Genomic DNA, 13,157 nt, shown 5'->3' on the forward strand with positions numbered 1-13,157 from the left:
ACAACGGTGATATCTGTCTTTGGTTTCCTTGGCATGGGATGGCTCCTTTCTTTGCAGGTCAATCACTTACAGTATAACCTACTGGCTGTCGGGAGCAGCCGGTCCATCCCAATAGCAGCTGTTTCTAAACACCTTAACCTAATCAAGGGGCGCCTTATCCTATTCACGCATGTGTGCTACAATAAAACGGGTAATTTCACAGTAGAGGGAGATGGTGATGCAGAGCGCTCAAAGTGAAGTAAATCTCGGATTTACCGACGAAATCTTTCCTGAGGGAACACACATCTGCCAAGTTTACGCTGATGATGAGGAAAGAGAAGAAGCCATACTCAAATATATCCTCTCTGGCGTGAAGGGTCAGGAACGCACGGCTTGTTTCACTGATAAAACTGGGCAAGAAAAAGTTTCGACTTTTTTTGCTGAACACAATTGCTGTTGTTCTTCAGCACAGGAACACGGCAACCTGCTTATGTCTGGTGCTCAAGACGTTTATTTTGAAGGTGATGAGTTCAATCCTGACCGCATGCTTAAGCTTCTCACTGAGTTTTACGAAAGTTCCAAAGCTGATGGGAAGAGAGCCCGGGTCATCGGTGAAATGGACCCAAAAATCCATACCGTAGCCGGGGGCAATCGGCTTTTTGAATATGAGGCCCGGGTCAGTCAACTTCTCAGAACTCATCCAGTAACGTCAGTTTGCCAGTATAATGCGTCTGAGTTTGATGGAAAAACCATTATGGATGTCTTGAAGGTTCATCCTTTGATGATCGTCCGTGGAACAGTTGTTCGAAATCCATTTTTTGTAGAGCCAGAAGAGTTTCTGGCGAGCATTTGAGATAGCTTGTGAACTCATACACTGATCTTGAACCTCGATTTTTAGCACAGCTGCTCTTGATCCAAAATATGGCTGCATTAATGGATCAAAGCGAGCAGTTGTTCGAATTCGTTTGCAGAGGATTGCAGGATTTCCCAAGTGTTAAGAGTGTTCGCCATCACTTGAGCTCAACCTCACCTTTAGCCCATGATTGCGTAAAGCGCATACCTTGCAAGCATGGCAATCTCGACTACGGTGTGTTTGAGGTCGAGACCTTTGAGGTTGATAAATTTAGTCCATACATACCTTACGTCATGAATATGGCGAATATGACCGCCGTCATTTTGGCAAATAAAGCCCACGAAAAACAAATGCAATTGGAACGAAATCAATTCTTTGCATTATCACAAGATATGATGTGTATTGCGGGCAGGGATGGGTATTTTAAAACGCTAAATGATCAATGGACAAACATCCTTGGTTGGTCTTCTGAGGAGATCGTCGCCAAGCCGTTCATCGAATTTGTCCATCCAGATGATGTAAAAAAAACAAACGCGATTTTCAAACAACACGTTGAAAACGGGCTCCCCATTCTTGATTTTCAAAATCGCTACCTTTGTAAAAACGGTGAGTATCGTTGGTTGGATTGGTCATCGACTGCAGTTGGGGGGAACCTATTCGCCGTTGCCCGAGATGTGACCGAGCGACGCAAAACAGAAGAAGAGCTGGTGCAAACCAAAGATGCGGCGGAACGGGCCAATCAAGCGAAATCTGAATTTTTGGCCTCAATGAGCCATGAGCTGCGCACACCTTTGAATGCCATTTTGGGTTTTTCTCAGATGTTGCAATATGACCCTCAAAAGCCATTGTCTGGCACCCAAAGCGAATACATTGGCCACATCATCACCGGCGGAAACCACCTATTGGGGCTTGTGGATGAGGTGCTTGAGCTTGCTAAAATTGAAGCCCATCAGCTGACCATATTCATAGATGACGTCGATGTTCAGGATGTGGTTTCCCAGAGCGCCGCGTTAGCAGAGCCCCTAAGTATCGATAAAGGCATCTGCATTGTGAATAACACAGAAGGCAAAATCGAGACGAGCTTACGCACAGATCCAACACGATTTAAACAGGTCTTGTTTAACTTGTTGTCCAACGCGATTAAGTACAACCAAGATGGCGGTACTGTAACCATTGATGCCCAAGAAGTGGATGATGGATATCTTCGCATAACTATCTCTGATACGGGTATCGGCATTGCTGAAGAAGACCAAGACAAGGTTTTTCGAATGTTTCATCGCATTGGTGCAGACCCAACCATTGCGAGGGAGGGAACTGGGATCGGTTTAACCATTACCAAATCCATATTGGAACATATGGCGGGTCGAATTGGTTTTGATAGTGTCGTTGGTAAAGGCACAACGTTTTGGATTGAGCTACCCTTGGCCACAAACGAGGACGTCCTCATATGGAATGAAGCGATGGTCGTGGGTGTTGAAGCCATTGATGACGACCATAAATTTTTAATCATGTTATTAAATAAGTTGGGCAGCCAAAAACTTGTCGGTGATGAAATTGATGAAATTGTCGAACACCTTATCGATTACACCCACTATCACTTCCGGCGTGAAGAAACCATTATGGAAGTTTGCTCTTACCCCAGTCTAGAAGAACACCGCACAATTCATACGTCCATAGCAGATAAGTTGAGTAAACTCGCTGACGAGTGGATGGAAACAAAGGACCTCAGCTTAATCCAGAGCTTTCACAAGTTCCTGATGAACTGGCTTTTTGAACACATCATCTACGAGGACAAAAAAATCGAAGGGCACACCAAGGGCAAAAAAAGGGAAATCAAGCTTGCTCTTGATGCATTGGCTTCAATTGACGGAAGAGATAAAAGGCTGAGTGTGTAGGTCTGCTTAGGGTCAAAAACAGCCAAATTTGACCTTTAAATCTAAGTTCTGAATTAGTGTGAACAGCTGACATTTAGCTGTGTCAATTCGAAAAGCGGACATTATGGCCCGTTACACTTGTTCCATTAAGGCCGCGTTGGCACGAACGAGTTTTGTGCTAATTTGTTTGGCAAAGCGACTCTCAAGTTCATGGCGGACAGTCGGGTTTCGGACAAGAAACTTTTCGAGGTCACCAAGATTGAGTTCAAATATACGCGTTGGCTTGGTCGCGATCACAGTTGCAGAAGCAGGCATGCCTGTCAGGCAAGACATTTCCCCAACCAGGGAGTTGCCTTCAAGGTGCGCAACTGATTTTCCGCAAACGGTTACCTCCGCATATCCTTCAAAAATATAAAATAGGGATGGTGGAGTTTGCCCTTCTATTGTCAGGGCAGTGTCGGGTGGAACTGTCTTCCACGTTCCCACATCCAGCAATTTACGCGAATAAAGCTTGTCCAGGTTGGGGGAAGCGACACCTATAAAGGCCAGTTCTTCAAAATTGAATTTGATCCGGTGTGTAAGAATATAAAACCTGATTATACCGAATACGCTAATCGCAATGTATGTGACTTGAATAATTGCCGAAGAAAGATTGAAATTGTTTACGAGGCTCAACAGAACACAGGACGCGGCAACGGTGTTTAAAGTTGCGTACAGGTATCCTTGACCTTTGATTATTCCGGCTTGCAAAGCAAAATAGGAGCCGATGTAGAGGATAACACCAACAATCCCCATTAGATCGCCCCATGCAATTCCTTCTGCCAAACTCATCGCATTGCCCCCAATATTTGGTTGGTTTTTCGCTTGTTCAAAGCTTCATTTAATTGCTCATCTTATGCAAGAATTTAAAGCCAGACAAATGACAGGTATGGGCTAAAGGCTGATAAGAATCGCCCGTTTTCTGCGAGTCCGAGTCCAGATCTTAAAGTTCACCTTCATTCCCCCTTTCGCGCCCCCTTTCACGGAAGTTCGCAGAGCTTCTAAAATATGCGTCAACCTTTCGGCAGGTGTCGTTCGACGGCTTTGATGACCTTATCCGATGTCGGGGACGTCGGGGTGGAAAACCAATCGACCAAATCTCCGTCGGGTGCGATGAGATATTTGTGAAAGTTCCAGCGTGGCTTGGCCAATGCACCGAGCTCGCTCGCTGCCCAGGCATAAAATGGGTGGGGACGATCGCCGCGGACTTTGGTTTTTTTTGTCAGCGGAAAGTCGACGTTGAAGTTAACGGCGCAGAACTGTTTGATCTGCTCTGCAGTTCCGGGCTCTTGCGCACCGAAGTCGTTCGACGGCACGCCCAAAACCACAAGCCCTTTGTCACGATAACGATCCCAAAGGGCTTGGATCTCTTCATACTGATGCGTGAACCCGCACTTGGATGCGGTATTGATCACCATGACGGCCTTACCGGCAAAGGTGGACAGGGGCAATGGATTTTCATCAATATCTGTGAACTTGAAATCATGAGCATTTTGACCTGCCGCATGTGCCGTGACAGGGACCATGACGGAAACGGCCATAAGAAATTTTCTGAGCATTGCAAACCTCCTGATTGTCCCTGTGTACGCCACTGACAAGGCTTCAGATCACATGCCGGTAAAATACTGAACCAAACGCGGCATCAATTTGTTGAAGCGCAGAGGTGCTTCGGTTGCAACCAGACAGATGCAGTCTTCATCCGTGTCGGCAATGGGTTGATGATGGGTTTCATCGTCCAGGTCCGCAATGTCGCCTGAGGTAAAGCGCCCGATCTCATCGCTAAAAGAGCCTTGCAGAACCATCGTCAGCTCCATGCCGTCATGGGTGTGCTCTGGGATGGTAACGCCAGGTGCGATTTTGAGAAGGCACAACGTACCCGACCGGGGCTGCATCCCCGCCAACGCATAGGTCTTAATGCCCGGCGCCATAGATTTCCAGGCAATGTCGGACAATCGTTTCGGCACGTAAGCCTGCAAGGGTTGAGGGATATTGGAAGAGGACCGTTCTGGAAGCGTTGCTGGATGAGGACGATCTTCTTGTTCACCCAGCTGGCCCAAGACCCGGTCCAAAGCGTTGGGGGCCAGAGATTGTACCGGACTTTGTTCCAGCTCGGCACCGCCGATGGCTTCCAAGACGAAGAGCTTCTCGCGACACTTGGGGCACACGGCCAAATGTGAGGCAATCACCAACGTCATGCTTTGAGGCAGATTGCCCGCACTGTACGACATCAACGTCGCGTCAGAGAGGTGATGATGAACGCTCATGCTTTCCCCCCTTCCAAAACACGGTTCGCGACGTCAATCGTTTCGCGCAGCTTTGTGAAGGCCAAGCGCATACGCGACTTCACAGTTCCAAGGGGGAGGTCCAGTTTTGTCGCGATCTCGCCGTGGCTCAATCCATCATAAAAAGAAAGGTGAATGACTTCGGATTGGTCTTGCGGCAAACGGCTCAAGGCTTTGCGCATCATGTCGCCCGTTTGGTCGCGCGACACGTGCTCTTCGGCGCTGTCGCTGTCGTCGGCCATGGTGGAGAAGTCATAGTCATCATAGTGGTAATGCGTGTCTTTGCGCAAAACATCAATGCGCAAGTTCCGGGCAATTCGGAATATCCAGGTGCTGGCTGCGGCTTTGCTTGCGTCGAACAGCTTTGCTTTACGCCAAACTTGAATCAAGGTTTGTTGTGCCAGATCTTCAGCCATGGTGTCGCTGCATCCCAACTTCAGTACATAAGATTTCACACGCGGTGCAAAATGCGTGAACAAGTCGCCAAACGCGGCTTTGTCCTGATGGTCCGCCACACGAACCAAAAGCGCGGTGAGTTCTGCGCTGGTTAGTGGCGTCGCCGCCGGATCCGTATAGGCCTGTTTTTGTGACATTTTTTCCAAAAGTCCATACATCAGGGCGGCTATGTATCCATTACGCATACAGCAGCATGTTGGATCACTTGCCGTTCGAAGTTTTTATAGACATGAGGACCTAAGGGCCGATTTCAATTGTTTTCAGCGCGTGTGATCCAAATCTCTATTTCAAGCGTACGGAGTGCAAAGACGGAGAAACAACATGCCTGACCAACACTCACCCCATCGTTTGAAGATCGCTGTCGTCGGCACCGGTATCGCTGGAATGTCTGCGGCTTGGTTGTTGTCGCAAAACCATGACGTCACCGTATTTGAAAAGGATGACCGGATTGGCGGACATACCAACACGGTGGATGTGAACGGCCTGGGTGTAGACACCGGATTTATCGTCTACAACGTTGCGAATTATCCAAACTTAATCGCCCTGTTCGATCATTTGGGTGTCGCAACCCATGAAACAGACATGTCATTTGGTGTGTCGGTTGACCAAGGCGCGTTTGAATATTCTGGCGGAGATTGGGCAGGCTTATTCGCCCAAAAACGCAATCTCTTGCGCCCACGGTTTTGGGCAATGGTGAAAGATGTTTTGCGTTTCTATCGCGATGCCCCGGATGCCATTGTTGACGATCCCGACGACAGCGTGACGTTGGGACAATATCTAGACATGAACGGCTACTCCCAAGCTTTCCAACGCGATCATCTGTTACCCATGGGCGCGGCGATTTGGTCGACCCCGGTCGATACCATGTTGGACTACCCTCTCAATGCCTTTTTGCGGTTTTGTGACAACCACGGACTGCTGCAAGTGTCCGACCGCCCACAATGGCGCTCTGTGGTGGGCGGCAGTCAAGCGTACGTGAAAAAGCTCACACAAGGATATGCAGACAAAATCGTCACCAACGCAGCGGTGAGCAAAGTGACTTCGAATGCTTCGGGTGCGACTGTTGAAGTCCGCAATGGCATCGTGCATCACTTCGATCATGTTGTGATGGCGTCACATGCGGACCAGAGCTTGCAGATGCTGGAAGATAGCGACCCCGCCGAGCGCAAACTTCTGGAAGCGTTTTCCTATCAACCCAACAAGGCCATTTTGCACAACGATGCCAGTTTGATGCCGAAGAACAAAAAGGCCTGGTCAAGCTGGAATTATTTAAGCGAAAGCCAAAATGGGGAAGACAGCGTGTGCGTGACCTATTGGATGAACCGTCTACAAAACTTGGACACCGACACGGATTATTTTGTCACACTCAACCCCACGCACATGCCTGCTGAAGGCACGATCCAACGCAGCTTCCTGTACCACCATCCCATGTTCGACCGCAAAGCCGTCGCGGCACAACGGATGCTGTGGAACATTCAAGGCCAACGGCGCTTGTGGTTTTGCGGCAGCTACTTCGGGCATGGCTTTCACGAAGACGCGTTACAATCTGGCCTGGCTGTTGGCGAAGCCTTGGGTGGCGTGCGTCGTCCCTGGTCGGTCGACAATGAAAGTGGGCGCATCAATTTGCCCGTCAACTGGCCACAGTTGATTCAACAAGTCCAGGATGCAGCGTGATGAAAGCGTTTCGCTCAAGGCTCTATGAAGGCCGGGTGTTTCATCAAAGATACCGTCCGCGCAAGCACCGCCTGTCGTATCGCGTGTTTTCCATACTGGTGGATTTAGACGAGCTGGAAGAACTCGACCGCGCACACTGGATGTTTGGCTACAATCGCTTTTCTCTGCTGTCCTTTTGGGACAAAGACTACGGCCCCGGTCAGAACCGGCCTCTCATAGACTATGTCCATGCGACCTTGAAAGCTGCGGGTATTGACCTAGACCGTGGCCGCGTCACCATGCTGTGCTATCCGCGCCTGTTCGGGTACGCATTCAATCCGCTGAGTGTGTATTACTGCTATGACGCCCAAGAGCAATTAAAAGTCATGCTCTATGAGGTCAGCAACACGTTCGGTGAGCGTCACACCTATTTGATTGAGGTTGAAGACGACGGTTCGAAAACCGTTCGCCAATCGTGCTGTAAAGAGTTTTACGTCTCACCCTTCATGGATATGAGCGGAGAATACCGCTTTCGTCTTTCTCAACCCAGCGACAACATCACCGTTTTGATCGATCAATGCGACGCAGATGGTGTGATGCTGAAAGCATCCTTCACAGGCCAGGCCCTCGACGTGAGTGATCGGGCTCTGGCTACGCTGGTTTTGAAGTATCCCTTCATGACGTTGAAAGTCATGGCGGGTATTCACTGGGAAGCTCTCAAACTCTGGCGCAAGGGCTTGAAGTTGTTTGACCGCCCCGCACCGCCCCTGTCCCCGATAACGCACGTACAATCCAAAAGTATGGAATCTGAAACATGAGCAACAATCCTATCGATATTTGTGCACCCAACCGTCACGTTGCACCGTCTAACCGTTGGGTCAAACAGATGGTGAAAAAGTTTTCCGGATTGCAGAACGGTCAGCTGACCATTGTGTTGCCCCGTGGTGGTCAAGTGCATTTGGGACAGGCGCAAAGCGGCGGGCCGCGCGCCACCTTAGAATTGAAATCTTATCGCCCGATATCCAAACTGTTGCTCAATGGCGAAGTGGCATTTGCACAAAGCTATATCGATGGGGAATGGGATAGTCCCGACCTAACGGCTCTGTTCGATTTTGCCCTTGCCAACGAAAAGGACGTCGCAGCCGATACCGCTGGGCATTGGGTTTCGCGGGCTTTGCACCGGGTGCGTCATCTTTTGAACCGCAATTCCAAATCCGGATCGAAGCGCAACATTGCGTATCACTATGACCTGGGGAATGACTTCTATGCCAAATGGCTGGACAAAAGCATGACGTATTCTTCTGCGTTATATGAGACGGGGGCAGAAACCCTGCGCCAAGCCCAGCACACCAAATATCAAGCCATCGCCGAGATGCTCGACTTGCAAATGAAAGACGAGGTTCTAGAAATTGGTTGCGGCTGGGGTGGTTTTTCTGAATTGGCCGCGCGTGATTATGGGTGTTTCATTCACGGGTTGACCTTGTCGCGCGAGCAATTGCGTTACGCGCAAAGTCGTTATCAGGCCGCGGGTATTGACCAACTTGCCAGCGCGTCCTATACGGACTACCGCGACAGTTCCGGACAATATGACAAAATTGTTTCCATCGAAATGTTCGAAGCGGTGGGTGAGGAAAACTGGGACACGTACTTTCAAACCGTCCAAGACCGCCTGAAACCCGGCGGCACAGCTGTGCTGCAAATCATCACCATTGAAGAAGACCGGTTTGAAACCTATCGCAAAGGTACCGACTTCATCCAACGCTACATCTTCCCCGGTGGTTTTTTGCCAAGCCCCAGCGCTCTGGAAGACGCTGTGAAGCGCAACGGCTTGACGCTGCAAGACACGCGTTTCTTTGGCAAGTCTTATGCACGCACCTGTGCCGCCTGGCAAAAGCAGTTCCAACACACCTGGAGCGAGATTGAGCCCATGGGCTATGACACCGCCTTCAAACGCATGTGGGAATACTATCTGTCCTATTGCGAAGCAGGCTTTAAGGCGGAGAGCGTCGATGTCGGCCTGTTTAAAATCGTCAAACCTGCATAAGACCCTCTATGCGCTACCGGCCTTTGTGTTGGCGCTGCCGACCATTCCCGTCTTTGTCTTGTTGCCGACGTTCTACGCCGACACGGTCGGGTTAGGGTTGGCCACGGTGGGTGGCGTGTTTTTGGGCCTGCGCATTTTGGATGTGCTCAGCGACCCCCTACTGGGCTGGCTGTCGGACCATATCCCCCGACGTTTTGCGAAACGCAAGCTGCCGATGGCCTTAGGCGGGCTGGTTGGCGCGCCTGCCCTGATCATGGTGTTTTCGCCGGGCGCGGACACAACGGCTGTCTACTTGATTGTATGGGGTGCGTTGCTCTACTTGGCTTGGACGGCTGTGCAAATCCCCTATGTGACTTGGGCGGTTGAATTGGACAGCGACTATGGTGAGCGTGCAAAGCTCAACGGCCTGCGCGAAGGCTTTGGCCTGTTGGGCATCTTGGGCGCAGGCGCCGCCGGTGTTCTGTTGGCCGACGTTCCCGAATTGGATCGCTTTCCCCTGATCGCCTGGGCCACGGTTGGACTGGGCGTGCTTGTTTTTGTGATTGCGCTGAAATTTGTTCCCGAAGGTCGCGTTGCGCCTGCCCCGCAAACCCAGGCCTTGAGCTTTCCCAAAGGCAATACCGTCTTTTGGCGGGTTTTGAGCGCGTGGTTCATCAACGGCTTTGCCAACGGCTTGCCTGCGGTGACGTTACCTTTGTTTTTGACCTATGTGATCGAAGCTGGCGAACAGGACAAAGCAGCATTGCTGTTCGTCTACTTCCTGTTTGCCGTGTTGGGCATCCAAGGCTGGGTGTGGTTGGCACGGCGACTAGGCAAGCACACAGTGTGGTGTGTGTCCATGGCCACGGCGTGTCTCGCGTTCGCTTGGGTGCCGTTCTTAGGTTCAGGCGATGTGGTGGGCTTTGGGGTCATCTGTGCGTTAACAGGCCTGACCCTAGGTAGCGACTTGGCCCTGCCCCCAGCCATACAAGCCGATTGTGCGGATTGGGATCGCCTGCGTTTTCGCCAAGAACGCACAGCGACCCTGTTTTCGTATTGGAGCATGGCGACCAAGTTGGCACTTGGTCTCGCGGTCGGCACCGCTTTTCCCGCTCTGGCATATTTCGGCCTTAGTGAGGACAGCGCAGTCGCTTCGGATACAGCGATTACAGCCCTTGTTGTGATCTACGCCGTTATTCCCATCGTATTAAAGACAATAGCCGTTTTGATGATGTGGCGCTTCCCCATCACCCAGCGGCGTCACGCCGCTATTCGGCGGGCATTGGAGCGTAGATCATGAAACCGCGTCTGAGCAGCTGGATCCTTGCGATCGCACTCACGGGGGCCTTAATAGGATGTACAAACATGAAACCCCAAGACTTTAGCCAAGCCACGCCAAAGTTTGACCTGTTCGATTATTTCCAAGGCCAAACCCAAGCTTGGGGTCTGTTCGAAGACCGCTTTGGCACCGTGCGCCGACAGTTCCGTGTGGACATTCAAGGCGAAGTCAACGGTGATCAAATCATCTTGGATGAGCACTTTGTCTACGCGGATGGTGAAACAGACCGGCGCGTCTGGCACATTTTGCAAACCGGGGACAATCAGTACGAAGGCCGGGCCGACGATGTGATCGGGCTTGCCCATGGACAGGCTGCGGGCAATGCGCTGAACTGGCGCTACGACCTCAAACTTAAAGTCGGCGAGAGCTCTTACACCGTTCATTTCAACGATTGGATGTTCTTACAAGACGGCGGCGTGATGATCAATCGGGCCCGTGTCAGCAAATGGGGTTTTGAGATCGGTGAAGTGACCTTGTTTTTCCTTAAAGCTGCAAACGACGCTTGATCAGCCCCAACGCACCGCCGATCAGCGGCAAGCGTTCATAGAATTGCTCCGCCCCATCCCAATGATCGACGTGCTCACACACCTGACCTTCTTCATCAAAATGAATTTCGCTCATGCCCGTGATTGGCCAATGCCCCAACGCGCGGACATGACCTTGAAACGTCCAGCGCAAAAACAACACGTCCCCATCCCAAGCTTGATGGGTCACAATGAAACTGGGGTTTTTGATGTCGGAGAGCGTCTTTTGCAAGAGCTTGCGCAGCTTGTAGATTCCGGTGAAGTCGTTAAACGGATCTTTGAAACGCACATTCAAACTGACAAACCCAGGCATAGCCGCGATGGTTTGCGGGGATAGGTTTTCGAACAAATGAACGTAGGCCTTCGCGTTTTCAGTTTTCATATACCAGCCACTTTTTTCATCAGTTTAAAATACGCCCAATAGGGCAAGGCTTTAAGCAACTTCATACGGCGCACAAACGGTGCGGGGAAGGCAATCTCAAAACGATCCGTTTCCAAACCGCGGCGCATGTTCAGTGCTGCGTCAAAGGGGGAAATCATGTTGGGCATCTCAAAGTCATTTTTGTCGGTGAGCTCGGTTTTGACGAACCCGGGATTGATGAGATGCACCGTAACAGCACTGTCTTGCAGTTCTGCACGTAGGCTTTCACACAGGGAAATCAAGGCCGCTTTGCTGGGCCCATACCCAGATGCATTGGGCAGGCCAATATATCCCGCCACGGAGGCCACCACCGCCAACTGTCCGGCGTTGGCTTTTAGTGTCGGCAGAACGGCTTGAATACAATTGAGGGTGCCAAAGTAATTCACCTCCATGGTTTGTCGAAAATCGTCTAACGTTGTCTCAGACGTCGGCCCCGGCCTGTAGTCCCCGGCATTGAGCACGGCGACATCCAAATCGCCAATGGCCGATATACACGCAGCAACGCCATCGGGGTCCGTGATGTCGCAGGGGTGTGGATGAATATTGGGCGCATAATCTGCAGCCGTCTTGAGCTTGTTCGGATTTCGGCCACTGATAAACACGTCCCAGCCGTCATCGGCATATATCCAGGCCAAGGCCTTGCCAATCCCGCTTCCGCCGCCGGTGATCCAAATGCGCTTCATCCCTCCGCCTCACAGGTCCGGCAGAGGTAGTGAATGGTCGAACCATCACGCGCTTTAAACTGAAGTTTGACCCAGCGACCTTTTTGGTCGTACCACACAGACGTGTCTGTTAAGTCACCATTATAGTCATAGCGCACAGCTTTGACGGAGCCATTGGGTAAGGGCAAAGTTTCTTGAGCGCCGCGCTGAATGCTTACCATATTGACGCGCCCCGTCAGCGTATTGAGGACCTTGTCGTGCCTCAGGACTTCTGCGTTCCAATGATTGGTCGACAGGATCGGAGTGCGTACAACGTCTTCGCCGTTGGGCCCCATGATCAGCAGTGCGTCGTTTTTGGCGATGGCGCTGACTTCAACTGTGTCGCTGCCATCCAAAACGCGAACATCGAGTTTTCGAAGCCGATTGTTGGACCAAGTTTCGACTGATGCGTAGTTGAACGCATAAACGGGAAAAACCAACACGAAGATTTCCAAAGTCATGTTGGACGTTACCTTGAGCTTTCCGTCCACCTTGGAGAACCGCGTTTCATGTTGCCCAACAACTTCGCCATTGCGCACAACATCAAAACGGATGGTGTCGCCATAGAGCCGCACGGGATCAATTTCAGCCCAGGCGCTGAAGGGCAGCAACATCAATATTAAGGCGGCAATCCAAGTGCGCATGTGCTGAACCTCTTTGATCAAGTCATGCCTTTTGTACGTCTGAAATCAGGCTTTGGATCAAAAATTGAGAAGCCCCCGAAAAACGGGGGCTTCTGGGGGGAGAGGTTTTGAAGTGCCTATGGATTGAGGCGATAGACTCTTACGCCTTGGTACCACCGGATTGAGGCGGATGGCTCCTGCGCCGAGCAACTCAACCCCGGCAAAAGTGCGCGAACAGTTCAGGGGGGGAGGGACTGCACGGGTGATGCGTCATTTCCACCGGGGTGAGTTGTATCCTTATTACGGCCCCGGTTTGCCTTTGGATCACCCTTGTTCCGTTTTTTTTACACGTCATGATCCAATCCAATGTGGTGTACGTAACACATCAGG

15 protein-coding genes are annotated in these 13,157 nt (G+C 50.9%); 8 read left to right on the forward strand and 7 right to left on the reverse strand.

Features of this window, described 5'->3' with window-relative positions:
* The 3 genes from V5T82_RS14270 to V5T82_RS14280 all read left to right on the forward strand — a co-directional run.
* Nucleotides 1–237 (forward strand): hypothetical protein (locus V5T82_RS14270; RefSeq protein ID WP_332896332.1); only part of this gene is annotated, 237 nt, incomplete at its 5' end.
* Nucleotides 218–832: an MEDS domain-containing protein gene (locus tag V5T82_RS14275; protein WP_332896333.1), complete on the forward strand. Its 615-nt coding sequence runs from the start codon at nucleotides 218–220 to the stop codon at nucleotides 830–832. The genes V5T82_RS14270 and V5T82_RS14275, both read left to right, overlap by 20 nt.
* A gap of 68 nt (nucleotides 833–900) precedes the next feature.
* Entirely contained in the window at nucleotides 901–2,727 is a 1,827-nt protein-coding gene (locus V5T82_RS14280; protein WP_332896334.1) for a bacteriohemerythrin, read from the forward strand.
* A gap of 111 nt (nucleotides 2,728–2,838) precedes the next feature.
* Here the strand turns inward: V5T82_RS14280 and V5T82_RS14285 are convergent, their stop codons facing one another.
* From V5T82_RS14285 to V5T82_RS14300, 4 genes are all read right to left on the reverse strand, one after another.
* Entirely contained in the window at nucleotides 2,839–3,537 is a 699-nt protein-coding gene (locus tag V5T82_RS14285; protein ID WP_332896335.1) for a Crp/Fnr family transcriptional regulator, read from the reverse strand.
* Between the two features lie 221 nt (nucleotides 3,538–3,758).
* A complete protein-coding gene (locus V5T82_RS14290) occupies nucleotides 3,759–4,304 on the reverse strand; it encodes a glutathione peroxidase (RefSeq protein WP_332896336.1) in 546 nt (181 codons plus the stop codon).
* Between the two features lie 48 nt (nucleotides 4,305–4,352).
* Entirely contained in the window at nucleotides 4,353–5,009 is a 657-nt protein-coding gene (locus V5T82_RS14295; protein ID WP_332896337.1) for a ChrR family anti-sigma-E factor, read from the reverse strand.
* Entirely contained in the window at nucleotides 5,006–5,620 is a 615-nt protein-coding gene (locus tag V5T82_RS14300; protein WP_332896338.1) for a sigma-70 family RNA polymerase sigma factor, read from the reverse strand. Before V5T82_RS14300 ends, V5T82_RS14295 begins: the two co-directional genes overlap by 4 nt.
* 184 nt (nucleotides 5,621–5,804) lie before the next feature.
* Between V5T82_RS14300 and V5T82_RS14305 the strand changes: the two genes are divergently transcribed.
* From V5T82_RS14305 to V5T82_RS14325, 5 genes are all read left to right on the forward strand, one after another.
* Complete coding sequence (locus tag V5T82_RS14305; RefSeq protein WP_332896339.1) at nucleotides 5,805–7,157, forward strand: NAD(P)/FAD-dependent oxidoreductase; 1,353 nt, start codon at nucleotides 5,805–5,807, stop codon at nucleotides 7,155–7,157.
* Nucleotides 7,157–7,954 (forward strand): DUF1365 domain-containing protein, encoded by a 798-nt coding sequence (locus tag V5T82_RS14310; protein ID WP_332896340.1) that lies wholly within the window; start codon nucleotides 7,157–7,159, stop codon nucleotides 7,952–7,954. The genes V5T82_RS14305 and V5T82_RS14310 overlap by 1 nt, the downstream gene beginning before the upstream one ends.
* Nucleotides 7,951–9,180 carry a class I SAM-dependent methyltransferase gene (locus V5T82_RS14315; RefSeq protein WP_332896341.1) on the forward strand — a complete coding sequence of 410 codons (1,230 nt, stop codon included), beginning with the start codon at nucleotides 7,951–7,953 and terminating at the stop codon, nucleotides 9,178–9,180. Before V5T82_RS14310 ends, V5T82_RS14315 begins: the two co-directional genes overlap by 4 nt.
* The gene (locus V5T82_RS14320; RefSeq protein WP_332896342.1) at nucleotides 9,146–10,459 is read left to right on the forward strand and encodes an MFS transporter; all 1,314 of its coding nucleotides are present in this window, start codon (nucleotides 9,146–9,148) and stop codon (nucleotides 10,457–10,459) included. The genes V5T82_RS14315 and V5T82_RS14320 overlap by 35 nt, the downstream gene beginning before the upstream one ends.
* Before the next feature lie 65 nt (nucleotides 10,460–10,524).
* Nucleotides 10,525–11,004, forward strand: a complete 480-nt coding sequence (locus V5T82_RS14325) for a DUF3833 domain-containing protein (RefSeq protein WP_332896343.1) — start codon at nucleotides 10,525–10,527, stop codon at nucleotides 11,002–11,004.
* Here V5T82_RS14325 and V5T82_RS14330 read toward each other — a convergent pair.
* The 3 genes from V5T82_RS14330 to V5T82_RS14340 are packed head-to-tail and all read right to left on the reverse strand — an operon-like array spanning nucleotide 10,982 to nucleotide 12,788.
* Nucleotides 10,982–11,404 carry a nuclear transport factor 2 family protein gene (locus V5T82_RS14330; RefSeq protein WP_332896344.1) on the reverse strand — a complete coding sequence of 141 codons (423 nt, stop codon included), beginning with the start codon at nucleotides 11,402–11,404 and terminating at the stop codon, nucleotides 10,982–10,984. The two genes, V5T82_RS14325 and V5T82_RS14330, sit on opposite strands and share 23 nt — an antisense overlap.
* Complete coding sequence (locus V5T82_RS14335) at nucleotides 11,401–12,126, reverse strand: SDR family NAD(P)-dependent oxidoreductase (RefSeq protein ID WP_332896345.1); 726 nt, start codon at nucleotides 12,124–12,126, stop codon at nucleotides 11,401–11,403. The genes V5T82_RS14330 and V5T82_RS14335 overlap by 4 nt, the downstream gene beginning before the upstream one ends.
* Complete coding sequence (locus V5T82_RS14340; RefSeq protein ID WP_332896346.1) at nucleotides 12,123–12,788, reverse strand: DUF6134 family protein; 666 nt, start codon at nucleotides 12,786–12,788, stop codon at nucleotides 12,123–12,125. Before V5T82_RS14340 ends, V5T82_RS14335 begins: the two co-directional genes overlap by 4 nt.
* Nucleotides 12,789–13,157 lie beyond the last annotated feature (369 nt).

Source organism: Magnetovibrio sp. PR-2, assembly GCF_036689815.1.
Taxonomy (GTDB): domain Bacteria; phylum Pseudomonadota; class Alphaproteobacteria; order Rhodospirillales; family Magnetovibrionaceae; genus Magnetovibrio.